The organism is Xanthomonas sp. WHRI 7065 (genome assembly GCF_040203115.2).
In the GTDB taxonomy this organism is placed as follows: Bacteria; Pseudomonadota; Gammaproteobacteria; order Xanthomonadales; family Xanthomonadaceae; genus Xanthomonas; species Xanthomonas arboricola.
On sequence record NZ_CP168194.1, the window covers coordinates 2,381,514 to 2,404,284 of the forward strand.

The 22,771-nt window shown below is 65.1% G+C and carries 22 protein-coding genes and 1 riboswitch; of the genes, 16 read left to right on the forward strand and 6 right to left on the reverse strand.

Annotated features, from left to right (window positions below; genetic code table 11):
* The first annotated feature begins 44 nt into the window (after positions 1-44).
* The 3 genes from lolA to crcB all read left to right on the forward strand — a co-directional run bounded on the left by lolA (position 45) and on the right by crcB (position 2,710).
* Positions 45-674 (forward strand): outer membrane lipoprotein chaperone LolA, encoded by a 630-nt coding sequence (lolA, locus tag ABQY64_RS10210; protein ID WP_016901760.1) that lies wholly within the window; start codon positions 45-47, stop codon positions 672-674.
* Positions 675-833: 159 nt separating this feature from the next.
* Positions 834-2,123 carry a replication-associated recombination protein A gene (locus tag ABQY64_RS10215; RefSeq protein ID WP_230582134.1) on the forward strand — a complete coding sequence of 430 codons (1,290 nt, stop codon included), beginning with the start codon at positions 834-836 and terminating at the stop codon, positions 2,121-2,123.
* Between the two features lie 2 nt (positions 2,124-2,125).
* Positions 2,126-2,194, forward strand: a riboswitch (Fluoride riboswitch).
* 114 nt (positions 2,195-2,308) lie between these two features.
* Positions 2,309-2,710 (forward strand): fluoride efflux transporter CrcB, encoded by a 402-nt coding sequence (gene crcB / locus ABQY64_RS10220; protein ID WP_104595149.1) that lies wholly within the window; start codon positions 2,309-2,311, stop codon positions 2,708-2,710.
* 326 nt (positions 2,711-3,036) lie between these two features.
* On the opposite strand, the gene ABQY64_RS10225 is transcribed toward crcB, so the two are convergent.
* The 3 genes from ABQY64_RS10225 to ABQY64_RS10235 all read right to left on the reverse strand — a co-directional run bounded on the left by ABQY64_RS10225 (position 3,037) and on the right by ABQY64_RS10235 (position 7,428).
* On the reverse strand, positions 3,037-4,242 hold the full coding sequence (locus ABQY64_RS10225) for an acetyl-CoA C-acyltransferase (protein ID WP_349780480.1): 1,206 nt from the start codon (positions 4,240-4,242) through the stop codon (positions 3,037-3,039).
* Between the two features lie 155 nt (positions 4,243-4,397).
* Positions 4,398-6,770 (reverse strand): 3-hydroxyacyl-CoA dehydrogenase/enoyl-CoA hydratase family protein, encoded by a 2,373-nt coding sequence (locus ABQY64_RS10230; RefSeq protein ID WP_349780481.1) that lies wholly within the window; start codon positions 6,768-6,770, stop codon positions 4,398-4,400.
* Positions 6,771-6,795: 25 nt separating this feature from the next.
* A complete protein-coding gene (locus ABQY64_RS10235; protein WP_104600533.1) occupies positions 6,796-7,428 on the reverse strand; it encodes a TetR/AcrR family transcriptional regulator in 633 nt (210 codons plus the stop codon).
* Between the two features lie 217 nt (positions 7,429-7,645).
* Here ABQY64_RS10235 and ndk point away from each other — a divergent pair, with 217 nt between their 5' ends.
* From ndk to glp, 8 genes are all read left to right on the forward strand, one after another.
* Positions 7,646-8,071 (forward strand): nucleoside-diphosphate kinase, encoded by a 426-nt coding sequence (gene ndk / locus ABQY64_RS10240; protein ID WP_024940120.1) that lies wholly within the window; start codon positions 7,646-7,648, stop codon positions 8,069-8,071.
* An 18-nt stretch (positions 8,072-8,089) separates the two neighbouring features.
* Complete coding sequence (gene rlmN, locus ABQY64_RS10245; RefSeq protein WP_047125382.1) at positions 8,090-9,295, forward strand: 23S rRNA (adenine(2503)-C(2))-methyltransferase RlmN; 1,206 nt, start codon at positions 8,090-8,092, stop codon at positions 9,293-9,295.
* 10 nt (positions 9,296-9,305) lie between these two features.
* A complete protein-coding gene (gene pilW / locus ABQY64_RS10250; protein WP_212579634.1) occupies positions 9,306-10,094 on the forward strand; it encodes a type IV pilus biogenesis/stability protein PilW in 789 nt (262 codons plus the stop codon).
* The gene (locus ABQY64_RS10255) at positions 10,091-10,951 is read left to right on the forward strand and encodes a RodZ domain-containing protein (RefSeq protein WP_212579555.1); all 861 of its coding nucleotides are present in this window, start codon (positions 10,091-10,093) and stop codon (positions 10,949-10,951) included. Before pilW ends, ABQY64_RS10255 begins: the two co-directional genes overlap by 4 nt.
* A gap of 70 nt (positions 10,952-11,021) precedes the next feature.
* Positions 11,022-11,660, forward strand: a complete 639-nt coding sequence (locus ABQY64_RS10260) for a tetratricopeptide repeat protein (RefSeq protein ID WP_212579556.1) — start codon at positions 11,022-11,024, stop codon at positions 11,658-11,660.
* Complete coding sequence (bamB, locus tag ABQY64_RS10265; protein ID WP_039527305.1) at positions 11,660-12,877, forward strand: outer membrane protein assembly factor BamB; 1,218 nt, start codon at positions 11,660-11,662, stop codon at positions 12,875-12,877. The genes ABQY64_RS10260 and bamB overlap by 1 nt, the downstream gene beginning before the upstream one ends.
* Before the next feature lie 10 nt (positions 12,878-12,887).
* Positions 12,888-14,285, forward strand: coding sequence for a ribosome biogenesis GTPase Der (gene der / locus ABQY64_RS10270; RefSeq protein WP_016904421.1), 1,398 nt, complete (start codon positions 12,888-12,890; stop codon positions 14,283-14,285).
* A gap of 173 nt (positions 14,286-14,458) precedes the next feature.
* Positions 14,459-15,679, forward strand: coding sequence for a gephyrin-like molybdotransferase Glp (gene glp / locus ABQY64_RS10275; RefSeq protein WP_349780482.1), 1,221 nt, complete (start codon positions 14,459-14,461; stop codon positions 15,677-15,679).
* 229 nt (positions 15,680-15,908) lie between these two features.
* On the opposite strand, the gene moeB is transcribed toward glp, so the two are convergent.
* Positions 15,909-17,051, reverse strand: coding sequence for a molybdopterin-synthase adenylyltransferase MoeB (moeB, locus tag ABQY64_RS10280; RefSeq protein ID WP_349780483.1), 1,143 nt, complete (start codon positions 17,049-17,051; stop codon positions 15,909-15,911).
* Between the two features lie 104 nt (positions 17,052-17,155).
* Between moeB and ABQY64_RS10285 the strand changes: the two genes are divergently transcribed.
* The 3 genes from ABQY64_RS10285 (at position 17,156) to ABQY64_RS10295 (ending at position 18,979) form a co-directional block, all read left to right on the forward strand.
* Entirely contained in the window at positions 17,156-17,371 is a 216-nt protein-coding gene (locus ABQY64_RS10285; RefSeq protein ID WP_104622665.1) for a hypothetical protein, read from the forward strand.
* 555 nt (positions 17,372-17,926) lie between these two features.
* Positions 17,927-18,505 (forward strand): DUF4142 domain-containing protein, encoded by a 579-nt coding sequence (locus ABQY64_RS10290; RefSeq protein WP_126968864.1) that lies wholly within the window; start codon positions 17,927-17,929, stop codon positions 18,503-18,505.
* A 57-nt stretch (positions 18,506-18,562) separates the two neighbouring features.
* Positions 18,563-18,979 carry a hypothetical protein gene (locus tag ABQY64_RS10295; RefSeq protein ID WP_126968865.1) on the forward strand — a complete coding sequence of 139 codons (417 nt, stop codon included), beginning with the start codon at positions 18,563-18,565 and terminating at the stop codon, positions 18,977-18,979.
* Between the two features lie 90 nt (positions 18,980-19,069).
* Here ABQY64_RS10295 and ABQY64_RS10300 read toward each other — a convergent pair whose 3' ends face one another.
* Positions 19,070-19,822: an OBAP family protein gene (locus tag ABQY64_RS10300; protein ID WP_102254442.1), complete on the reverse strand. Its 753-nt coding sequence runs from the start codon at positions 19,820-19,822 to the stop codon at positions 19,070-19,072.
* Between the two features lie 161 nt (positions 19,823-19,983).
* Here ABQY64_RS10300 and xth point away from each other — a divergent pair, with 161 nt between their 5' ends.
* A complete protein-coding gene (gene xth / locus ABQY64_RS10305; RefSeq protein ID WP_349780484.1) occupies positions 19,984-20,976 on the forward strand; it encodes an exodeoxyribonuclease III in 993 nt (330 codons plus the stop codon).
* A 10-nt stretch (positions 20,977-20,986) separates the two neighbouring features.
* Here the strand turns inward: xth and ABQY64_RS10310 are convergent, their stop codons facing one another.
* Positions 20,987-21,274, reverse strand: a complete 288-nt coding sequence (locus tag ABQY64_RS10310; protein WP_024940800.1) for a PQ-loop domain-containing transporter — start codon at positions 21,272-21,274, stop codon at positions 20,987-20,989.
* Positions 21,275-21,485: 211 nt separating this feature from the next.
* Here ABQY64_RS10310 and ABQY64_RS10315 point away from each other — a divergent pair, with 211 nt between their 5' ends.
* Positions 21,486-22,739, forward strand: coding sequence for a molybdopterin molybdotransferase MoeA (locus tag ABQY64_RS10315; protein ID WP_126968868.1), 1,254 nt, complete (start codon positions 21,486-21,488; stop codon positions 22,737-22,739).
* Positions 22,740-22,771 lie beyond the last annotated feature (32 nt).

Genomic DNA, 22,771 nt, shown 5'->3' on the forward strand with positions numbered 1-22,771 from the left:
CATGAAGCATCAGAATTCCCGCATACCCTTTCTGGAACACCGCGATGCATCGCCAGCTCCGTTATGCCGTTCTCGCCACCGCTCTGTTCGCCGGCACCGCGTTTGCCGGTGCGCGTCAGGAGCTGGATACGTTCACGCGCGGCCTGAAAGGCCTGGACGGGCAGTTCAGCCAGCAAGTCTCCGATGCCAACGGCCGGGTCAAGGAGCGCGCGAGCGGGCGGGTGGCATTGTCGGCGCCGCGCCAGTTCCGTTGGGAATACGCCAAGCCCTACAAGCAGCTGATCGTGGCCGACGGCAAGAAGGTGTGGGTGTTCGACCCGGACCTGGAGCAGGTGACCGTGCGTGCGCAAGGCAGCGAAGAACAGAACAGCCCACTGGTTGCATTGATCGACCCGGCGCGCCTGGACAAGCAATACGACGTCAGCGAAGAAGCGGCGCCACGTGACGGACTGCAGTGGCTGTCGCTGACGCCCAAGGTCGACACCGAAGCCAGTTTCCAGATGGCCTCGCTGGGGTTCGGCAAGGATGGCCTGGCCAGGATGGAAGTGGTGGATGCGGTCGGCCAGCGCACCGCGATCAGCTTCAGCGGCTGGAAGCGCAACCCGGCATTCGCGGCCGACACCTTCCGCTACACGCCGGGCAAGGGTGTGGACGTGGTCGGCGACGCGCAGTAAGCCGTTGCTTGCAGGAGTCGTGCAGCCAACGGCCGTGTTCGCAGAAGGTCGTTGGCTGACGCGATACAATGCCGCGTGGCACGAACCAAGCTCCCCATCACTCCCGAAGCCGATCTGCTCAGCGTAGACGGCGAGCATCTGCGCCCGCTTGCCGAGCGTATGCGTCCGCGCACCCTCGACGAGATGGTCGGGCAGAAGCGACTGCTCGCGCCCGACAGTGCATTGCGACGCGCGGTGGAATCCGGCCGTGTGCATTCGATGATCCTGTGGGGCCCGCCCGGCTGTGGCAAGACCACCCTGGCACTGCTGCTGGCGCATTACGCCGACGCCGAATTCAAGGCGATCTCGGCAGTGCTGTCGGGTTTGCCCGAGGTGCGCCAGGTGCTGGCCGAGGCTGCGCAGCGCTTCGCCGGCGGGCGCCGCACGGTGTTGTTCGTCGATGAGGTGCATCGCTTCAACAAGGCGCAGCAGGATGCGTTCCTGCCGCATATCGAGCGCGGCACGATCCTGTTCGTCGGTGCGACGACCGAAAATCCTTCGTTCGAACTGAATTCGGCATTGTTGTCGCGCTGCCGCGTGCACGTGCTGGAAGGCGTTTCGCCGCAGGACATCGTCGAGGCCTTGCAACGTGCGCTGCACGATCCGGAGCGCGGGCTGGGGCAGGAGAGCATCCAGGTCAGCGATGCCTCGCTGCTGGAGATTGCCAGCGCGGCCGACGGCGACGTGCGCCGCGCGTTGACCCTGCTGGAGATCGCCGCGGAACTGGCAGGCGGCGAGGGTGGCGAGATCACCCCGCAGACGCTGCTGCAGGTGCTGGCCGACCGCACGCGTCGCTTCGACAAGAACGGCGAGCAGTTCTACGACCAGATTTCGGCGCTGCACAAATCGGTGCGCAGCTCCAACCCCGATGCCGCGCTGTACTGGCTCACGCGCATGCTCGACGGCGGCTGCGACCCGGCCTATCTGGCGCGGCGGCTGACCCGCATGGCGATCGAGGACATCGGCCTGGCCGATCCGCGCGCGCAGAGCATGGCGCTGGAAGCCTGGGACATCTACGAGCGTCTGGGCAGCCCGGAGGGCGAGCTGGCGTTCGCGCAACTGGTGCTGTATCTGGCCAGCACCGCCAAGTCCAATGCCGGCTATGCCGCCTTCAACCAGGCCAAGGCCGAGGTGCGCGCCACCGGCACGCAGGAGGTGCCGCTGCATCTGCGCAACGCGCCGACCAAGCTGATGAAGACGCTGGGCTACGGGCAGGACTATCAATACGACCACGACGCCGAAGGCGGGATCGCGCTGGACCAGACCGGCTTTCCGGATGCGATGGGCGAGCGGGTCTATTACAACCCGGTGCCGCGCGGGCTGGAGATCAAGCTCAAGGAAAAGCTCGATCGCCTGCGCGCCGCGCGCGAACAGGCGCGGGCTGACAAGGGCGGCAAGCCCACGGCATAATCGGCCGCACAGGAGATGGCATTCCTCCTTGAACCGCACGCACCATGCGCGCTGATGATGCCTGCCCACCCCCGCCGGGGCGGCAGGTCTGTGCCCCGGCATCTTTTCTTGCTCAGAAAACCGGATGATGCCGACATGCATGACACCTTGTTGAAACCCCCTTCGGCCGCCTGCGGAGTGCGCGCATGAGCGCACCGGTGTGGTGGCAGCAATTGCTGCTGGCGATGACCGGCGGTGCGCTGGGTTCCGGCCTGCGCTTTGCCATCGGTGCCTCGTTGCTGCAGCGCTTCGGTAACGGATTTCCGTGGGGCACGCTGACGGTGAATCTGCTCGGTTCGTTCGTCGCCGGTGTGCTGCTGGTCTGGCTGGATGCGCGCGGGCCGGCGAGCTGGCCGTTGCGGGCCTTGCTGATCGTCGGCGTGATCGGCGGGCTGACCACGTTCTCGTCGTTGATGATGGAATGCCTGGTGTTCGCACGCACGGATCGGTCCGCGATGATCGGCGTGTACCTGGCCATCACGCTGGTGGCCGGACTGGCGCTGGTGTTTGCCGGTGCGCGTACCGGTCAGTGGCTGGTGGCGCGTTAGGCGCAGCTCTGCCGTGTAATGGCGGGAGTGAAGCCAAGGCCGGGATGCGGCGACGTTGCGTGCGTAGGCACACGCCAACGATCGAATGGCTGGCATGTGTTGGCGCCGCCGGGCGACGGTCAACGTGCGATCAGGGGCCCATGCTCGGACGCGACGCCTGGCCGCGTGCCTGTCGGGCGCACCGACGGATACATGGTGTCGCTGGCATTCGCCGGTGATCGTTTGCACTGGCGCATAAAGAAGGCGTGCTCGCGCACGCCTTGGTTGACTGACAGCCTGGTCGGCACTGCGAGATCAGCCCGACGGCCGATCCCGCAGTACATGACTTACAGCGCTTCGATGATGCCCGCCGCGCCCATGCCGGTGCCGATGCACATGGTGACCATGCCGTACTTCTGCTGACGACGGCGCAGGCCGTGCACCAGGGTGGCGGCACGGATCGCACCGGTGGCGCCCAGCGGGTGGCCCAGAGCGATGGCGCCGCCGAGCGGGTTGACCTTGGACGGATCCAGTTCGCTGTCGCGGATCACCGCCAACGCCTGGGCGGCGAAGGCTTCGTTGAGCTCGATCCAGTCGATCTGGTCCTTGGTCAGGCCGGCCTGCTTGAGCGCCTTGGGAATCGCCGCGATCGGGCCGATACCCATCACTTCCGGACGCACGCCGGCCACCGAGAAGCTGACAAAGCGCGCCAGCGGGGTGAGGCCGTAATCCTTGATCGCCTGCTCGGAGGCCAGCAGCACCGCACCGGCGCCGTCGCTCATCTGCGAGGAGTTGCCGGCGGTGACGCTGCCACCGAACTGGCCGTTGCGGAACACCGGGCGCAGCTTGGCCAGGCCTTCGAGTGAGCTGTCCGGACGCGGGCCGTCATCGGTGTCGACCAGCCGCTTGCGCAGCGCGATGACATTGCCGGCCAGGTCGGGCTGGTGCGAGAGGATTTCGTACGGAGTGATTTCGTCGCGGAATTCGCCGGCGGCAATGGCGGCAATCGCCTTCTGGTGCGAAGCGAGCGCGAATGCATCCTGATCCTCGCGCGAGACCTTCCATTCCTCGGCCACTTTCTCGGCGGTGATGCCCATGCCGTAGGCGATCGCGACATGGTCGTCGGCAAAGACGTTCGGCGACATGGCGACCTTGTTGCCCATCATCGGCACCATCGACATCGACTCGGTACCGCCGGCCAGCATCAGGTCGGCATTGCCCAGACGGATCTGGTCGGCGGCCATCGCCACGGCCTGGATGCCGGACGAACAGAAACGATTGATGGTCTGGCCGGCCACGCTGTTGGGCAGGCCGGCGAGCAGCACGCCGATGCGCGCCACGTTCATGCCTTGCTCGCCCTCGGGCATCGCGCAGCCGATGATGGCATCGTCGATCCGCGACAGATCGATGCCTGGCGCCTGTGCCACGACTGCACGCAACACGTGCGCCAGCATGTCGTCGGGACGGGTATTGCGGAACACGCCCTTGGGCGCCTTGCCGACCGGCGTACGGGTGGCGGCGACGATGTAGGCTTCTTGAATCTGTTTGCTCATGGCTATCTCCGATAGCCGGGAATCGAGAATGGGGAGTCGGGAATCGCAAGTGCGGATTCGCCTGAGTTCGCCATTTTCATTACCCGGCAGAATAGTGGGGAGAAGCGGGGAGTCGGTTGGGCTTTTACCCATTCCCGATTCCCCACTCCCGATTCTCAGTTCCTGAGTGGCTTACCCGTCTTGAGCATGTGCCCAATCCGCGCCTGGGTCTTTTCCTGCTGGGCCAGTTCGACGAAGTGCTTGCGCTCCAGCTTGAGCAGCCATTCTTCGTCGACCAGTGCGCCGCGATCGACTTCGCCGCCGCACATCACCGTGGCGATACGGGTGGCGATTTCATAGTCGTAGTCGCTGATGAAACGGCCTTCCAGCATGTTGACCAGCAGCATCTTGAAGGTGGCGATGCCGACGTCGCCGGCGACCTGGATGCGGCGTGCCGGCAGCGGGGCGCGGTAGCCGCCTTCGGCCAGTGCGCGCGCTTCGGCCTTGGCGATGTGCAGCGCTTCGAAGCTGTTGAACACCACCTTGTCGGTGGCGCGCAGCAGGCCCAGCTCCTTGGCATTGACCGCCGAATTGGAGACCTTGGCCATCGCGATGGTTTCGAAGGTCTTCTTCAGCTCGGCGAACACATCGCCGCCCGGACCTGCGGCCTGCGAGGCGCGCACGGCGATTTCCTTCAGGCCGCCGCCGGCCGGCAGCAGGCCGACGCCGGCTTCGACCAGACCGATGTAGCTTTCCAGCGAGGCCACGGTCTTGGCGCTGTGCATCTGGAACTCGCAGCCGCCGCCCAGCGCCAGCCCGCGCACGGCCGAAATCACCGGCACCTGCGCGTACTTGATGCGCTGGCTGGTGGCCTGGAAGTTGGCGACCAGCGCTTCGAATGCATCGACCTTGCCGGCCTGCAGCAGACCCAGCGCGCCGGCCAGATCGGCGCCGGCGGAGAAGGGCTCCTTCTGCTGCCAGATCACCAGCCCGGCGAAGTCCTTCTCGGCGCGGCCGACGACCTCCTGCAGACCGTTGAGCACGTGATCGGAGACGGTGTTCATCTTGGTCTTGAAGCTGACCACGGCGATGTCGTCGCCGTCATGCCACATGCGCACGCCGTCGTTTTCGAACACCGTCTCGCCCGGCGAGAACTGCTCGCCCAGCAGCGGATCGGGGAAGCGCTGGCGCTTGTACACCGGCAGTGCCGAGCGCGGCAGCTTGGCGTCGCGCGCCGGGCTGTACGAGCCTTCGGCCGCATGCACGCCATCGCGGCCGTCGAACACCCAGTTCGGCAGCGGCGCGCTGCTCATGCTCTTGCCGTTGGAGATGTCTTCGGCAATCCACTGCGCTACCTGCTTCCAGCCGGCGGCCTGCCAGGTCTCGAACGGGCCGAGCGACCAGCCGTAGCCCCAGCGGATCGCCAGATCCACGTCGCGCGCGGTCTCGGCGATATCGGCCAGGTGGTAGGCGCTGTAGTGGAACAGGTCGCGGAACGTGGCCCACAAGAACTGCGCCTGCGGGTGCTGGCTTTCGCGCAGCTTGGCGAACTTCTCGGCCGGGTTCTTGATCTTGAGGATCTCGGCCACTTCCGGCGCCGCGCTGCGATCGGCGGTTCTGTAATCCTGCTTCTCTAGGTCCAGCACCACGATGTCCTTGCCGACCTTGCGGAAGATGCCGGCACCGACCTTCTGGCCGAGCGCGCCCTTGCCGATCAGCGCATCCAGCCACTTGGGCGACTTGAAGTACTGGTGCCACGGATCGTCGGGCAGGGTGTCGCCCATGGTCTTGATCACGTGCGCCATGGTGTCCAGGCCGACCACGTCCGAGGTGCGGTAGGTCGCCGACTTCGGGCGCCCGACCAGCGGGCCGGTCAGCGCATCGACTTCATCGAAGCCCAGCCCGAACTCGGCGGTGTGGTGGATGGTGGACAGGATCGAGAACACGCCGATGCGGTTGCCGATGAAGTTCGGGGTGTCCTTCGCATACACCACGCCCTTGCCCAGCGTGGTGACCAGGAAGCTTTCCAGTCCTTCCAGTACGGCCTTGTCGGTGCCCTTGGTTGGAATCAGTTCGGCCAGGTGCATGTAACGCGGCGGATTAAAGAAATGCACGCCGCAGAAGCGGTGACGCAACTGCTCGGGCAGCACGTCGGAGAGCTTGTTGATGCCCAGGCCCGAGGTGTTGGAGGCCAGCACGGCGTGATCGGCCACGAACGGGGCGATCTTCTTGTACAGGTCCTGCTTCCAGTCCATGCGCTCGGCGATCGCTTCGATGATCAGGTCGCAATCGCGCAGCTGCTCCAGGCCGCTTTCATAGTTGGCCGGCGTGATCGCCTCGGCCAGGGCCTTGCTGGCGAGTGGGGCAGGGCTGAGCTTGCCGAGGTTGGCGATGGCCTTAAGCACGATGCCGTCGGCAGGACCTTCCTTGGCAGGCAGGTCAAACAGCACGGTGTCGACACCGGCGTTGGTGAGGTGCGCGGCGATCTGCGCGCCCATGACGCCGGCACCGAGCACGGCAGCACGACGGACTAGCAACGGATTGGACATAGCGATGAGCCTTTGGTGTGAGCGACTACGGTGTGGAATGGGTACGGAAACCGGGTTCCGCAAAACGAATCAGTTCGCGCGCGGCGCGCGCGCGGTGGTCGGCCTCGCTGACCCCGGCCGGGCGCTTGATCAGTCCGAAATCGGCCATCGCATAGGTGAGCGCACCGGCGAGGAAATCCAGGCGCCAGTACAGCTCTTCCTTGCTCAGGCCTGGCACGCAGGCCGCGATGGCCTTGCCGAACTCGCGCAGCACGTGCCCGTAATGGTCGGACAGGAACTTGCGCAGGTTGTCGTTCTTTTCGGCATAGGCGCGTGCGATCACGCGTACGAACGCGCCACCGCTCTGGCGGTCCTGCGCCATTGCCAGGGCCGGCTCGACGAAGGCCGCCAGCACCGCGGTGAGTTCGCCCGGCTGTGACTTCCTGGCCGCCTCCAGTTGCTGCAGGCGCGCGGCGGTCATCTCGTCCATGCGGCGACGGAACACCTCGTTGACCAGGTTTTCCTTGGAACCGAAGTGGTAATTGACCGCCGCGATATTGACGTCGGCCTGGCTGGTCAGCTGGCGCAGCGAGGTCCCGGCGAAGCCATGCTGGGCGAACAGCTCCTCGGCCGCGCCGAGGATGCGGTCCTTGGTGGAGAAGTGGGCGGGCTTGGGCATGCGCAGGGCGGAACTCAATCAAACGATTGTTTGAGTCTACGGGCAGGACGGCGCACCGGTCATGCGGCAACGCAGCACGATTCAGGGGGCGGTGTGCAAACGCAGCGATGAAGAGATAGAATTGACCATCGCAAAGAAGCCTAAGCCCGCGTTTTGACGCGGGTTTTTTTCATGATAATCTCGGGCCTTCAGTGGCCCGCCCAACGGAGATCCTCCCATGGCGCTGGAGCGCACCCTGTCCATCATCAAGCCCGACGCCGTTGCCAAGAACGTCATCGGCGAAATCTACAGCCGTTTCGAAAAGGCCGGCCTGAAGATTGTGGCATCCAAGTACAAGCAGCTGTCGCGTCGTGAAGCCGAAGGCTTCTATGCCGTGCACCGCGAGCGTCCGTTCTTCAACGCGCTGGTCGAGTTCATGATCTCCGGCCCGGTGATGATCCAGGCGCTGGAAGGCGAGAACGCCGTTGCCGCACACCGTGACCTGCTGGGCGCGACCAATCCCAAGGACGCTGCGCCGGGCACCATCCGCGCCGACTTCGCCGACTCGATCGATGCCAATGCCGCCCACGGCTCGGATTCGGTCGAGAACGCTGCCAACGAAGTCGCGTATTTCTTTGCCGCCACCGAAGTGGTCTCGCGCTGAGGCCGAGAGAGTCGAATCGTGAATGAGGTCGTGATCCCCTCCGTGCTGCAGGACGTCCCCGTCCGTACCCCGGAACTGCGCAAGCAGAACCTGCTCGACCTCGACCGCGAGGGACTGGAGCGCTTCTTCGCCGACACGCTCGGCGAAGCGCGCTACCGTGCCCATCAGGTGATGAAGTGGATCCACCATCGCTACGTCACCGATTTCGATCAGATGACGGACCTCGGCAAGGCGCTGCGTGCGAAGTTGCACCAGCACGCCGAGGTCCTCGTCCCGAATGTCGTGTTCGACAAGCCCTCCACCGACGGGACCCACAAGTGGCTGCTGGCCATGGGCACCGATGGCAAGAACGCGATCGAAACCGTCTACATCCCCGACAAGGGCCGCGGCACGCTGTGCGTGTCGTCCCAGGTCGGCTGCGGCCTGAACTGCACTTTTTGTTCGACCGCCACCCAGGGCTTCAACCGCAACCTCACCACCGCCGAGATCGTCGGGCAGGTGTGGGTGGCGGCGCGCCATCTGGGCAACGTACCGCACCAGCAGCGCCGCCTCACCAACGTGGTGATGATGGGCATGGGCGAGCCGTTGATGAATTTCGACAACGTCGTGCGCGCGATGAGCGTGATGCGCGACGACCTGGGCTACGGCCTGGCCAGCAAGCGGGTGACGCTGTCGACTTCGGGCCTGGTGCCGATGATCGACCGGCTCTCGACCGAAAGCGATGTCTCGCTGGCGGTCTCGCTGCATGCGGCCAACGACACGCTGCGCGAAAGCCTGGTGCCGTTGAACAAGAAATACCCGATCGCCGAGCTGATGGACTCCTGCGCGCGCTATCTGCGCGGCAACAAGAAGCGCGATTCGGTCACCTTCGAATACACCTTGATGAAGGGCATCAACGACCAGCCCGAGCATGCGCGCCAGCTGGCCAGGTTGATGCGTCAGTTCGACAATGCGGTGCAGTCCAAGGACGCCGGCAAGGTCAACCTGATCCCATTCAATCCGTTCCCGGGCACGCGTTACGAGCGCTCGGGCGAGACCGAGATCCGCGCTTTCCAGAAGATCCTGCTCGACGCGCAAGTGCTGACGATGGTCCGGCGTACCCGTGGCGACGATATCGACGCCGCCTGCGGGCAGCTCAAGGGTCAGGTCATGGACCGCACCCGTCGTCAGGCGGATTTCCTGCGCACGCTGGAAGGGCAGGCCGGTCGAGATGCGGCAGCGTGATCTAGCGGCCATGGCGGCTGTGGCGATCGCGCTGTGCGCGGTCGGCTGCGGTGGTCGCAATGCCAAGGCGGGCTCGGTTCAGACGGTCGAGGAGGTCGCGCAGGTGCATTCGTTCCGCGACAGCACCGCGACAAAGAATCGTCTGGCGGTGCAGGAGAAGCTCGGCCTGGCCAATAATCGGCTACAGACAGGCGACTACGCCGCTGCCGAAGAGCAGGTCCGTGCAGCCCTGAAGAAAGATCCCCAGTCGGTGGATGCCACTGGTCTATTGGCGCTGATTCAAGGCGTCAAGGGCGATGTCGCCGGCTCCGGCGCGTCATACCGCCGGGCCGCGGAACTTGCGCCGCAGCGCGGCGATGTCTTGAACAATTACGGCGCATGGTTGTGCGCGAACGGCTCGCCGGCCGAATCGCTGATCTGGTTCGATCGCGCCCTGACCGACAGAAACTACGCATCGCCAGCCTCCGCGTTGGGCAATGCAGGTGGCTGTGCACTCAAGGCGGGGCAGCCGCAGCGTGCGGCCGGCGACTTGCGCAAGGCGCTGGAACTGGATCCGCGGAATCCGTACGCACTCGAGTCGATGGCGCGCTCCGAAGCAACCAATCGCAATTATTTCGAAGCGCGCGCGTTTATTGAACGACGGCTTGCGGCTGCACCGGCAACCGCTTCCGTGTTACAACTCGCCATTCAGATTGAGCAAGGGCTAGGCGACAAGGTAGCTGCCAGCCGTTATCAACAGCGGTTGGTCAAGGAATTTCCTGACGCAGCGACCGCTAACCCCGGGGCCAATGCATTGTGATCAGTGATTCCAATCCGAACCCTTTTGAGCAGGAAAAGGGCTGCGGACAGCATTTGCGCGACGCGCGCGAAGCGGCAGGTCTGAGCGTGGACGATGTCGCCGGCAAGCTGCGCATGCCGGCGCATGTGGTGCGCTCGCTGGAGCAGGAAGAGTGGCAACGCCTGGGTGCGCCGGTCTTCGTGCGCGGTCAGTTGCGCAGCTATGCGCGCTTGCTGCATGTAGACCTGGAGCCGCTGCTGCAGCAAGCGGCGATTGCGCCGATCGAGCCGGTCAAGCTGGTCAGCCATACGCATACGCCGCGGGCGCGGCGCATCCTGGAAAGCACGGCGCGCAAGGCGATGTATGTGGTGATCACCGGTGTGTTCGCGGTGCCGGTGTGGTACGCGACCCGTTCGCATCTGGATGGCAAGGCGCCCAGCACGGTATCGCTGGACAGCATGCCGGAAGCGCCCGGGACCGGCACCCCGGCCAACGCTGCCACGCAGCCGGCCAGTGCGCCGCGCGAGCAGCCGGCGCCGTACATCGCGTCGATGACGCCGGTGCCGCGGGCTACGCCAGAGGTCGAGACCGCTACAGCGTCGGCCGCCAGTGGCGGCAGTTTGTCGTTGAGTTTCAGCGGCGACAGCTGGGTGCAGATTCTGGCACCGGATGGCAGCGCGGTCGAAAAAGCACTGGTGCGTGCCGGCGAGCGTCGCAGTTATTCGCCAGGGCAGGTGGGTCGCATCGTGCTGGGTAATGCGTCGGCGGTAGAGGTTCAGCAAGGCGGCAGTATCGTCGATGTGAAACCGTTCCAGCGCGCTAACGTGGCCCGTTTTGCGGTATCCTCCGACGGCTCCGTGGTACCTGCTTCCGAGTGAAGCGGACTGCGGTTTTTCATTTTTCCCTATTGATGTTCCGCGCCTCCGGGATGACGGAGCGAGAGTACGCATGGCGATCGACGATCTGCTGGACGAACACGAACAAGGCGAACGCGTTCGTTCCTGGTTGAGAAAGAATGGCGCAGGGCTGGTAGGCGGCGTCGTGGTGGGCCTGGCCCTGATCCTGGGCTGGCAGTGGTGGCAGAAGCACACCGCCACCCAATCGGTGGAAGCCAATACCCGTTACGAAGCGGTGGTCAAGTCCATCCAGGGCAAGGGCCTGGACAAGGCGGCCAAGGACATCGTGGCGCTTGACGATGGCAAGGGCGGTGTCTACGCCGAACTGGCTGCATTGCGTCTGGCCAAGGCCCAGGTGGATGCCGGCAAGCATGCCGAAGCGATCAAGACCCTGCGCGACGTGCCTGCCGAAGGCGAGCTCAAGCAGATCGTGCAGCAGCGCCTGGCGCGTGTGTTGACCGAAAGCGGCAAGCCGGACGAAGCGATCAAGCTGCTGGCCGATGCGCAGGACCACACCAGCCTGGAGATCCGCGCCGATGCGCTGGTCGTGCAGGGCAAGCCGGATGAGGCGCGTGCGCTCTACGCCAAGGCCCTGACCACGGTGGACGTGGCCTCGCCGCAGCGCCGTTTGCTGGAAACCAAGCTGATGGATGTGGGCGGCAAGGTGCCCGATCCGGCGGAGCAGATTTGATGAAGCAGGTTGATATGTACAAGCGCATTGCATTGATCGCCCTGATGGGCGTGTCGCTGGCCGGTTGCAGCACCGTCAAGGGCTGGTTTGCCGGGAAGGACGCTGCTGCCAAGAAAGCGCAGGAACCTGCCGAGCTGGTCAAGTTCGAGCCGTCGGTCAAGGTCGACAAGATCTGGTCCACCGGCGTGGGCAAGGGCGAAGGCCATATCGGCGTGCGCCAACGTCCGGCGGTGGCCGATGGCAAGGTGTACGCCGCGGCGATTACCGGCGGCGTGCAGGCGCTGGACCTGCAGACCGGCAAGCGCGTGTGGGAATACAAGCCCAAGAAGGAAGAGCGTAACGATCGCAAGTTCAAGCAGCGCCTGTCCGGTGGCCCTGGCGTCGGCGAAGGCCTGGTGGTGATCGGCACGCTATCTGGCGACGTGATTGCGCTGAACCAGGCCGATGGCACCGAAAAATGGCGTGCCAAGGTGCCGAACGAAGTCATCGCTGCACCGGCGATTGCACAGAACCTGGTGTTGGTGCGCAGCAACGATGGTCGCGTCAGTGCCTTCGACGCGGCTACCGGCGAGCGCCGCTGGTTCCATGCCGAAGAAGGCCCGACCCTGTCGGTGCGCGGCAATGCGCCGATCGTGACCGGCCCGGGCGTGCTTTTCGTCGGCAACGACAGCGGCACCTTGAGCGCCCTGGCGCTGCAGGACGGCCGCCCGTTGTGGGAACAGGCGATCGGCGTGCCGGAAGGCCGCACCGAGCTGGAGCGCATGTCCGATGTGGACGGTGCCCCGGTGCTCGACGGCACCACGCTGTATGCGACCAGCTTCAAGAACGAAACCCTCGCACTGGAAGGCCCGAGCGGCCGTCCGCTGTGGACGCGCGATCACGGCGGCGCCGGTGGCGTTGGCGTGTCGTCGGCGGTGGTGGTGGTGTCCGACAACGCCGGCTCGGTCTGGGGCCTGGACAAGAGCAGCGGTGCGGCGATGTGGTCGCAGGCCGCGCTGGCGCGTCGCTCCCTGACCGGCGTCGCTATCCAGGGCGATTACGCTGTGGTCGGCGATTACAAGGGCTATCTGCACTGGCTGAAACTCAGCGACGGTGCACTGGCCGCGCGCGCTCGCGCTGGACGCGACACGCTGCTGGCGCAGCCGATCGTCGTGGACGGCATTCTGTTGGTACAAAACACCGATGGCGATATCACCGCCTTCCGGTTGGCACAATAAGGACTTCGCGATGCTGCCCCTGGTCGCCCTGGTCGGACGGCCCAATGTCGGCAAGTCCACCATCTTCAATGCGCTGACGCGCACCCGTGACGCGCTGGTCCACGACCAGCCCGGCGTCACCCGCGACCGTAACTACGGGGTCTGTCGTCTCGACGAGGAACGCCCGTTCATCGTCGTCGATACCGGCGGTATCGCCGGCGACGAGGAAGGCCTGGCCGGCGCTACCGCGCGGCAGGCCCGTGCCGCTGCCGGCGAAGCCGATCTTGTGCTGTTCGTGGTCGATGGCCGCGAAGGTGCTTCCTCGCTGGATGACGAGATCCTGGCCTGGCTGCGCAAGCTGGCGCGGCCGACCGTGCTGGTCATCAACAAGATCGACGGCACCGACGAGGAAACCGTGCGCTCGGAATTCGCGCGCTACGGTTTCTCCGATGTGGTGGCGTTGTCTGCCGCGCATCGGCAAGGCATCGACGAACTGCTTGAGGAAGTCGGCGCACGTCTGCCCGAGGAAGGTGCCGGCGAGCTGCTGGATACCGACCCGGCGCGTGTGCGCATCGCCTTCGTCGGTCGTCCGAACGTGGGCAAGTCGACGCTGGTCAATCGCCTGCTCGGCGAAGAACGCATGATTGCCTCGGAAGTGCCGGGCACCACGCGCGATTCGATCGCCGTGGACATGGACCGCGACGGGCGTCAGTACCGCTTGATCGATACGGCCGGCCTACGTCGCCGCGGCAAGGTCGAGGAGGCGGTGGAGAAGTTCAGCGCGTTCAAGACGCTGCAAGCGATCGAGCAATGCCAGGTCGCGGTGCTGATGCTGGATGCCGGTGAAGGCGTCACCGACCAGGACGCGACCATTCTGGGCGCCATCCTGGACGCTGGCCGCGCCCTGGTGGTGGCGATCAACAAGTGGGACGGGCAGAGCGACTACCAGCGTGCGCAGGCCGAAGACCTGCTGTCGCGCAAGCTGGGCTTTGTCAGCTGGGCCGAGGCGGTGCGGATTTCCGCGCTGCACGGCTCGGGCATGCGCGAGCTGTTCCAGGCGATCCACCGTGCACATGCGTCGGCCACGCACGAGTTCAGCACCAGCGAAGTCAACCAGGCGCTGGAAATCGCTTACGAGACCAATCCGCCGCCGAGCATCCGTGGCCACGTCTCCAAGCTGCGTTACGTGCATCCGGGTGGCGCAAATCCGCCCACCTTCATCGTGCACGGCACGCGCCTGAAAGTGTTGCCGGAGTCCTACAAGCGCTATCTGGAAAACTTCTTCCGCAAGCGCTTCAAGCTGGTCGGCACGCCGGTGCGTTTCATCTTCCGCGAAGGTGCCAATCCGTACGAGGGCAAGAAGAACACGCTCACCGAACGGCAGGTGGCGCGCAAAAGACGGTTGATGAAGCACGTCAAGGGCAAGTAAGCAGGGAACGGTCCGTGCCTGGCGAATGATCGTCAGGTGGAGTGGCCGCAGCGGCTGCAACCGTGGTCGAGTGCCGCGAGCTACGCCAGGAAAGTGCAGTGATTCCTTCTGGCATCTGCACTGGCAGTGCCTGGCGTTCTGAGTCGTCGTGGTGCACTGGTATCCTGCGTGCCATGACCGACTATCCATCCCGCATTCCCTATGCACAGGCGCTGCAGATCCTGCAGGCCGTCGCCGCCAATAGCCGTCCGCCCGACGAGAACATCGCCACCTCGCGTGCCGATGGGCGGATCAGCGCTGCCGATCTGATCGCACCGATTGCGTTGCCGCCCTTTGCCAACAGCGCAATGGACGGCTTCGCGTTGCGGCATGCCGATGTCGCTGGCGGCGATGCGGCGTTGCAACTGGTCGGCGAGCAGTTCGCTGGCGAGCGTTGGACCGGCACGCTGAGCGCCGGCCAATGCCTGCGCATCACCACTGGTGCGCCGCTGCCCGATGGCGCCGATACGGTGATCCCGAAAGAGGATGCGCAGGAACGCGATGGCGTGGTGCGTTTCCATAGCATGCCTGCGCCGGGTGCGGCGGTGCGCCAGGCCGGCAGTGACGTGCGCGCGGGCGATCTGGTTGTACAGAGTGGCCAGGTGTTGACGCCTGCGCGGATCGGACTGGCGGCTGCGCTCGGTCTGTCGCGGCTTGCGGTGGCGCCGCGGCCGACCATTGCGGTGCTGGCCACCGGCGATGAGCTGGTGGAGCCGGGCATGCCATTGGGGCCGGGACAGATCTACAACAGCAACCGCGACATGCTGATGGCGCAGCTGCGCGCACTGGGCTACGCGCCGACCGCATGGCCGACCCTGCCGGACGATCCGCAACGTATCCGCACCATGCTGGAGGACGCGGCTGCGGCGTTTGATGTGGTGATCACCTGCGGCGGCGTCTCGGCGGGGGAAAAGGATTATCTGCCGCAGCTGATCGGCGAACTGGGCCGCATCCACTTCTGGCGCGTGCGCATGCGCCCGGGCATGCCGGCGGTGCTGGGCCAGATCGGCCGCTGCCTGGTGCTGGGCCTGCCGGGCAATCCGGTCTCGGTGCTGGCGACGCTTATCGCCTACGGTGTGCCGCTGCTGGATGGCCTGCAGGGACGTAGCGAGCCGCGCCCGCTGTGGCATGCGTCCCTGGCCAGTCCTTGGGAAAAACGCCACGAGCGCCTGGAGTTCCTACGCGGGCGGCTGGAGTGCGGCGAAGACGGGCGTCTGACGGCGTTGCCGCATCGTGGCGATGCATCGCACCTGCTGCGTGGCGCGGCCGACAGCAATGCCTTGATCGTGTTGCCCGAGCAGGCACGGCGTTTCGAGGCGGGCGAGATCGTGCGAGTGATTCCTTACGCGCTTTGAGTGTTTGGTGCAGCACGCGCGACAACCGGCGGGGCCGCGCTCGCCGCCAGGCGGGCGCTATCGGCTGCACGCCGGTTCTTTCGCGCCTTCGGCACTAAGCGCCGACACTGCGAGCTGATGGCAATCACATGGAGGGCGCAGCCCGGTGTGGCAGACCGCGGCATCCACGTCACACGCAGGGACGCGGCGGTCGGACGCGAGGCTGCAACTAGCACCGATCAGGCCGTCCTCAGCTGACGGCGCTGCCGCAGAACGCGGCGTAGTCGGCATACCCGTTGAATGCGACACCGGGCGCGCATACCGGGCAATACGGGTCGGGCGGCAGCCGGATTTCGCGAAAGCGCATCGCCAGTGCATCGAAGCTGAGTAAGCGCCCGGTGAGGGTGTCGCCGATGCCCAGCAGCAACTTGATCGTCTCGGTGGCCTGCAGCAATCCGATCACCCCGGGTAGCACGCCCAGCACGCCGGCCTCGGCGCAGCTGGGCGCGAATTCGGGCGGCGGCGGCTCGGGAAACAGGCAGCGATAGCACGGTGCATGGCCGCGCTTGCGGCCGGCATCGAACACGCTCAATTGCCCTTCGAACTGCTGTACCGCGCCGTAGACCAGCGGTTTGCCGAGTTTGACGCAGGCATCGTTGAGCAGATAGCGCGCAGGAAAATTGTCGGCGCCGTCGACCACGACATCCACGTCCTTCAGCAGGGCTTCGACATTGCCGGCAGTCACGCGTGCCTGCAGCGCTTCGACCTGCACGCGTGGATTGAGCGCGGCAATGCGTTGCGCGGCCGAGCTGACCTTGGCAACGCCGACGCTGTCTTCCACATGCAGGATCTGGCGCTGCAGATTGCTGCGGTCCACCACATCGTCATCGGCGATCCGCAGGTGGCCGACCCCGGCGGCAGCGAGATAGAACGCCGCCGGCGAGCCGAGCCCACCTGCACCGACCAGCAACACGCGCGAACGCGCCAGACGCTGCTGGCCTTCCAGACCGACCTGCGGCAGGCGCAGATGGCGCGAATAGCGCTCAAGAAAATCCTGCTCGTCGGGCGGCAGGGTAGGGCGCACCAAGGGGAGGCCGGCGCCGGTCCACGCGGCGGTGCCACCGAGCACCGAAGACACCTGCGTATAGCCTTGCGCGCGCAAGATCTCCGCCGTGTGTGCCGAGCGCTTGCCGCTCTGGCAGATCAGCACGATCTCGCGTGCCTGCTCCGACAGATGCTGTGCGGGTGCGGTTTCCAGATCGTGTTGCGCAATCGCCAACGCGCCTTCGGCCTGGCCGCCGGCACGTTCGTGCAACTGCCGGATATCGATCAGCAAAGCGCCTTGCAGGGCGCGCAGGCGGGCGTCTGCGGGGGAGATGTCGTAGCTGCTCATGGCGTCATTGTCGCGCAAACACAGGCCGTGCGATGCACGGGACTGCCATGTTGGCATCAGGCTCACCAGCACGGCGGTAGTGTGGTCACACAAGGAGACCCTCAATGACACCTGATATCGACGCGCAATTGACACAACTTGCCGATGCATTGCCTGATATTCGTCGCCAGCATCCGGACGATTTCTGGGATGTATTCCACGCACGTGCAGAGAAGATCACTGCTGCCGCAGAGTCGCAGGAGCAGGCGGCGCAAATCGTCAAACGCATCGACGAAATCCTGTCGGCGCATCAGTTGGGCCCTGCGGATCCCGGCGCCTGACCCAGCAGTCTTCGATGCGCGGGCGCTGTCGTAGGTCAGGTTGGCCTGCGCCCACCCCGCGTATCCATAACATCGACCGGCAGCAAGCTAGCGCAGCATTACGGTAGCGCCGACTTGCCCTTGGCATCGCATAACGGTGCACGCAGGGATCCTGCATGGCACGCAGTCGCTGCATGCAATCGATTAGCGCATGGGGTCGGCCATCTCAGCAGGTATGCGGATCGGTCGGAGTGATAACGCTCGACCTACTGCGACACCATTACGCCCGCCGTGCACGCGCGTACAGCGCTTGACCGCAGCATCGGCGGTGCTGAGTGCTGGGTATTCCAACGCAGTCTGACGTCCGAGCCATGTTCTGTCGTAACAGAGGCCGGTTTCGCAACGCAACGGCCTGTATGTTGCGACGACCCGAACAAGGACGCCATACCACCTTCACTCCATGTGAAGCGCACTGCGGTGCAGCACCGTTTCCTCTCCGTCTTTCGACATCGGTACGACGATCGGGTCACGCAACCAGGTCCAGCATGGATGCACACCCTCTGGCTGGAGATTCACATGAAAGTACGTCACCCGATGTTTGCGGCGCTGATGCTGTGTTTAGGCATCACTGCCACGGCACATGCGCAGAATGCAACACAGGCCGGCATGCCCGCCACCACGCAGCAACAGGCGGGCAATAGCGCCCCAAGCGCGAAGGAGCGTGAGGCGCTGGGCACCTTGAGCGCCATCAATACCAGTGAAATCAGTGCGGCCAATCTGGCGCTGCAGAAGCAGGTGCAAGGTGGCGTGCGCGACTATGCGATGCAGATGGTCAAGGAGCATACCGACAACAATCAGAAGCTGGCCAAGTGGTCGCCGGACCTGTCTGCTGCCGCTGCCAAGGCGCAGATGAGCAAGGGCAAGACCGAACTGGCGATGTTGCAGAAGCTCGATACCAAGGCTTTCGAGGCTGCCTACGTCACGGCAATGGTCAAGGACCACACCGATGCACTGGCGGCGCTGGACAAACAACTGATTCCTGCGGCCAAGACGCCACAGGTGCTGGCGCATCTGCAGACTACGCGCAGCCATGTCGCCGAGCATCTGGCGGCTGCCAAGACGCTGCAGGCCAGCAGCAAGGGTGCTGGGCGCTGAGACGTGCCTGGATTGCCGGCAACACCGGTTGCCGCTGCTGAAGACCCGATGCTGTGGATGCGTCGCCTGATCATCCGTGCCGAGCCGCACCAGATCCTGGATGCGTGGTGCGATGCCAATGTGCAGCGACGCATCCTGCGTGGAGTGGCGGAGCTGGTCGCTGGCGATGGACATGCATCGCGCTGGGCGCTGCAGGCAACCTGGTGTCGGCGCGGTGTTGTCGGGTTGCAGCGTGGTGAGGCGCGCCTGGGTGAATCGGTGCGTTACCAGGTTGATGGCGATCGCGGCCTGCAGCTGGGCGTGTTGCTGCATGTGCAGACTGCGCCTGCATGCGAGGGCAGTTGTGTCACGTTGAGCCTGCAGGGTGCAGATGGGCGGGAGAGCGCTCGGCCATCGGTCGAGCGCATGCAGCGTGCCCGGCATCTGTGGATGGGCAAGGCGTTACGGCGGCTGCGTGACGGTATGGATGTTTGAGATCGCGTCCGCTTGTCTGCACCTTGTCGATGGACTTCGAATACCTTGCCGCCCGATTGCAGTTGCAACGGGCGGTCAGGTTTTGAGGATTCAGTCGGATGGGGTGCTTGCGTCAACCACCCCGGAAATCGGTTCGGCATTGCCGAAGTGCGGCCGCAGGGCATCCACGCCGTGCTGCGGCTTTGCCAGCGGGGTCAGGTCCTGGCGGTTGGCGCGACGTTGCGCAGTAGAGAACGTAGCCAGCTTGTCGCGCTGATCGATCAGCGGTTGCTGGACCTCGCCATCGCGGTTGAACGACCAGGCCAGCATCGGCTTGCCCAGCGGCAATGCATCGCCCGCGGCGGTGCCGTTGCGCGAGTGCCAGGTGTGCCAGGTCTTGCCATAGCTGTTGAGCTTGCTGCGCATCAGTTCTTTCTCTGCGACCAGCGGCAGGTTGGGCGCGGACAGCTGGCCCGACAGGATTTCGCCATTGTGCGGATGCCAAAAGCTGCGCTCGTGCTGCGGCAACTGCGCGAACAGTTGTTCGGAAATGATGTACTCGATGCCGGTCAGGTTGGCCTGATCGGTATTGCCGTCGTAGAGCGCGCATTGCGCCAGGTCTTCATTGACCTGATGGCAGTAGTGATGCGCTTCCATCTGTACATCTGGTGCGTCTTTCATCGGATGGAAGCCCACCAGGTAGATGTCGAGCTTGCCGACCGGCCCGGTCGGTTGCAGGACCCTGGCGCCGGCTTCCAGCACATTGGTCTTGGCGCTTTCAGGCGCGCCCGGTGGGGTAACCGAAGGCGGGCTGCGCGAGCAACCGGCGCACAGCAGGGCGATCCAGAGTGCGGACTGTCGCATGCGATCTCCAACAATGAGTAGTGGGGCCAGGCTACGGAGGCTGATGGTCTGCGAGGCGTGAGCGCGTGCGCCGATCTGCAGCGGAGCTTCACCTCGCTTGAGCATCTGCTTAATGCCGTGACGGCGATGCTGCTTCACTACGCACGCCTGGTCGCTCACCCATGTCCGCCACCACCCGCAAGATCGCGACATTCAATGTCAATGGCATCACTAGCCGGCTGCCGCATCTGCTGGAATGGCTACAGCGCGAGCAACCGGACATCGTCGGCTTGCAGGAATTGAAAGCCACGCAGGACGCCTTTCCGGAACAGGCGATCCGCGATGCCGGCTATGGCGTGATCTGGCAAGGCGAGAAGTCGTGGAACGGTGTGGCATTGCTGGCGCGCGGCGCCGACCCGGTGGAAATCCGTCGTGGGCTGCCGTGGGACCGCAGCGATGCGCAGAGCCGCTATCTGGAAGCTGCAATTCACGGGGTGGTGGTGGCCTGCCTGTATCTGCCCAATGGCAATCCGCAGCCCGGGCCGAAGTTCGACTACAAGCTGGCGTGGTTTCAACGCTTGATCCGGCACGCCAAGACGCTGGTGGACCTACCGCACCCGGTAGCACTGATCGGCGATTTCAACGTGGTGCCGACCGATGCCGACATCTACGACCCCAAGGGCTGGCGCAAGGATGCGTTGCTGCAGCCGGAGAGTCGCCAGGCGTACCAGACCCTGCTCGAGCAGGGCTGGACCGACAGCCTGCTTGCAGTGCATGGCGAAACGCCGATCTACACCTTCTGGGATTATTTTCGCCAGCATTTTGCGCGCGATCGCGGCTTGCGCATCGACCACCTGCTGCTCAATCGCACCCTGGCGCCCGGGCTGCAGGACGCCGGCGTGGACAAGTGGGTACGTGCACTGGAAAAGGCCAGCGATCATGCGCCGACCTGGATCAGCGTGCATGTGCCCGAAGCGGTAGCCGAGCCAGCAACGCAGGCCGAGGCTGTGCCCAGGCCACGAAAGCGGGCCGTGGCAAAGGCAAGCCCGGCACGCAAGTCCACGACGAAGAAAACGCCCAAGACCGCGGCAAAGACGGCCGCAACGCGGCCTGCCACCAGCAATTCAATCGCACCCATCAAACCGCGCAAGCCGGCGAGGAAAACCGCCAAATAACGCGGCAGCGCTAGCCGATACTGCCCGCGTGACGCTCCATCCGACGCTGCTTGATCCGGTGTAGCACATGCCCGGTGAGGGCGGTCAGCAGGATCAACACATTGCTGACGATAAACACGGCATTGCCGACCAGGTAGCTGTAGAGGATGAACAGCACCGAGGCGCTGATCTGGCCGATGAACAGCCAGCGCGAGACGCCCTGTGCTGCATCCGAGCGCCATTGCTTGTAGATCTGGCGGATCAAGGTGGCAATCAGGACGGCACTGGCGAGCCAGCCCACAAGGTCGACGAGTTGCATGCGGCACAGATACCGTGGGGGAACTACGTGCCACTGTGCGATCTGCCGTGTAGGCGCTGCGTTCTAGCGGCTTCAAGCGACGTGCGCATTGGTCTAGACGAGGGCATGCATGCAGCAGGATACGGTGATGCCGCGATCGCCACGCCTGTACCGTCCGCGTCGGGGGCCGGTATCCTAGCCAGGTCATCCACCGGTCGACCGTGCCTTGCTCATGATCAGCTACGCCGACGCACTTGCGATTGTCCATCAGCAGATCGCCGTGCTTGCCGGCGAGTGGGTGGACAGTGCCGATGCCGAGGGGCGTGTGCTCGCGCAGGCGTTGTCGAGCCCGGCCGAGTTGCCGGCGTTCGACAACAGTGCGATGGATGGATTTGCGTTGGTCACGGCCGGCCGTGGCGCGATCGCCGGCAGCGAACATACGATTGGTGGCAGCGTCGCCGCAGGCGAGGATGTGGGTGGCATCACGGCGGGCAGCGCGTGGGAAATCATGACCGGTGCCGGCTTGCCCGCAGGTGCCGATGCCGTGGTGCCGATCGAGCAGGTGGACGTGCTGGCGCACGATGGCGCGCGGCCGGGCCGCATCCGGCTGCGCGCCGATATCCGCGCCGGTCAGCATATTCGTCGACGTGGGGAAGATGTGGCCTTGCACGACCGCGTGATCGAGGCCGGCACCGTGCTGCGCGCCGCGCACCTGATGTTGTTGGCCGGGCTGGGCTATGCGCGGGTGCAGGTGGTGCGGCGTCCGCGTGTGGCCTTGATTGCGACTGGCCGCGAGTTGATCGGCGATCCGGCGCAGCCGTTGCGGCCGGGCCAGATTCGCGATGGCACCAGCAGCTATCTGCTCAGCCAGCTGCGGGCAGCCGGTGCCGAACTGGTCTGGCATGGCCAGGTGGGCGATGACGATGCCGGTTTCGATCTGGCGCTTGCGCAGGCGCGCGATGCGGGCGCCGAGGTGATTCTGAGCACCGGTGCGGTGTCGCGCGGTCGCTACGATTTCGTGCCCGATGCCTTGGCACGGCATGGCGCGGCGGTGCTGTTCCACAAGGTTGCGGTGCGGCCAGGCAAGCCGGTGTTGCTGGCGCGCTTTTCAGACGGTGCGCTGTATATCGGTTTGCCGGGTAATCCGATGGCCAGCGCTGCCGGGCTGCGCTTTTTCGTGGAGCCGGCGCTGCGCGGTTTGCTTGGCATGCCGGCCGAGCGCGGCGTGCAGGTTGCGCTGGAGACGCCGATGCAGGCACGACCGCTGTGGCGGCAGCACCTGCGTGCACGTTTGACCTGCAGCGCTGCCGGCGTGCTCTGCGTGCAGATCCTGCCGCAGCAGGAGTCGTTCCGTGTGGCGCCGTTGTTGCAGGCCAATGCGTGGGCGGTACTGGAGCCGCAGGACGATGGCGCCGCACCCGGTACGACAGCGCAGGTGTTCGGGTTGGGCCATCTTCAGCCGGCGGCACCGGCGATTACGCCGTGAGCCAGCACTTGCACGTCGTGCGATGCCATGCC

Coding starts and splice junctions, on each gene's coding strand:
- lolA (WP_016901760.1), top strand. CDS start 45: ATGCATCGCCAGCTCCGTTATGCCGTTCTCGCCACCGCTCTGTTCGCC.
- ABQY64_RS10215 (WP_230582134.1), top strand. CDS start 834: ATGCGTCCGCGCACCCTCGACGAGATGGTCGGGCAGAAGCGACTGCTC.
- crcB (WP_104595149.1), top strand. CDS start 2,309: ATGAGCGCACCGGTGTGGTGGCAGCAATTGCTGCTGGCGATGACCGGC.
- ABQY64_RS10225 (WP_349780480.1), bottom strand. CDS start 4,242: ATGAGCAAACAGATTCAAGAAGCCTACATCGTCGCCGCCACCCGTACG.
- ABQY64_RS10230 (WP_349780481.1), bottom strand. CDS start 6,770: ATGTCCAATCCGTTGCTAGTCCGTCGTGCTGCCGTGCTCGGTGCCGGC.
- ABQY64_RS10235 (WP_104600533.1), bottom strand. CDS start 7,428: ATGCCCAAGCCCGCCCACTTCTCCACCAAGGACCGCATCCTCGGCGCG.
- ndk (WP_024940120.1), top strand. CDS start 7,646: ATGGCGCTGGAGCGCACCCTGTCCATCATCAAGCCCGACGCCGTTGCC.
- pilW (WP_212579634.1), top strand. CDS start 9,306: ATGGCGGCTGTGGCGATCGCGCTGTGCGCGGTCGGCTGCGGTGGTCGC.
- ABQY64_RS10260 (WP_212579556.1), top strand. CDS start 11,022: ATGGCGATCGACGATCTGCTGGACGAACACGAACAAGGCGAACGCGTT.
- bamB (WP_039527305.1), top strand. CDS start 11,660: ATGAAGCAGGTTGATATGTACAAGCGCATTGCATTGATCGCCCTGATG.
- der (WP_016904421.1), top strand. CDS start 12,888: ATGCTGCCCCTGGTCGCCCTGGTCGGACGGCCCAATGTCGGCAAGTCC.
- glp (WP_349780482.1), top strand. CDS start 14,459: ATGACCGACTATCCATCCCGCATTCCCTATGCACAGGCGCTGCAGATC.
- moeB (WP_349780483.1), bottom strand. CDS start 17,051: ATGAGCAGCTACGACATCTCCCCCGCAGACGCCCGCCTGCGCGCCCTG.
- ABQY64_RS10285 (WP_104622665.1), top strand. CDS start 17,156: ATGACACCTGATATCGACGCGCAATTGACACAACTTGCCGATGCATTG.
- ABQY64_RS10290 (WP_126968864.1), top strand. CDS start 17,927: ATGAAAGTACGTCACCCGATGTTTGCGGCGCTGATGCTGTGTTTAGGC.
- ABQY64_RS10295 (WP_126968865.1), top strand. CDS start 18,563: ATGCGTCGCCTGATCATCCGTGCCGAGCCGCACCAGATCCTGGATGCG.
- ABQY64_RS10300 (WP_102254442.1), bottom strand. CDS start 19,822: ATGCGACAGTCCGCACTCTGGATCGCCCTGCTGTGCGCCGGTTGCTCG.
- xth (WP_349780484.1), top strand. CDS start 19,984: ATGTCCGCCACCACCCGCAAGATCGCGACATTCAATGTCAATGGCATC.
- ABQY64_RS10310 (WP_024940800.1), bottom strand. CDS start 21,274: ATGCAACTCGTCGACCTTGTGGGCTGGCTCGCCAGTGCCGTCCTGATT.
- ABQY64_RS10315 (WP_126968868.1), top strand. CDS start 21,486: ATGATCAGCTACGCCGACGCACTTGCGATTGTCCATCAGCAGATCGCC.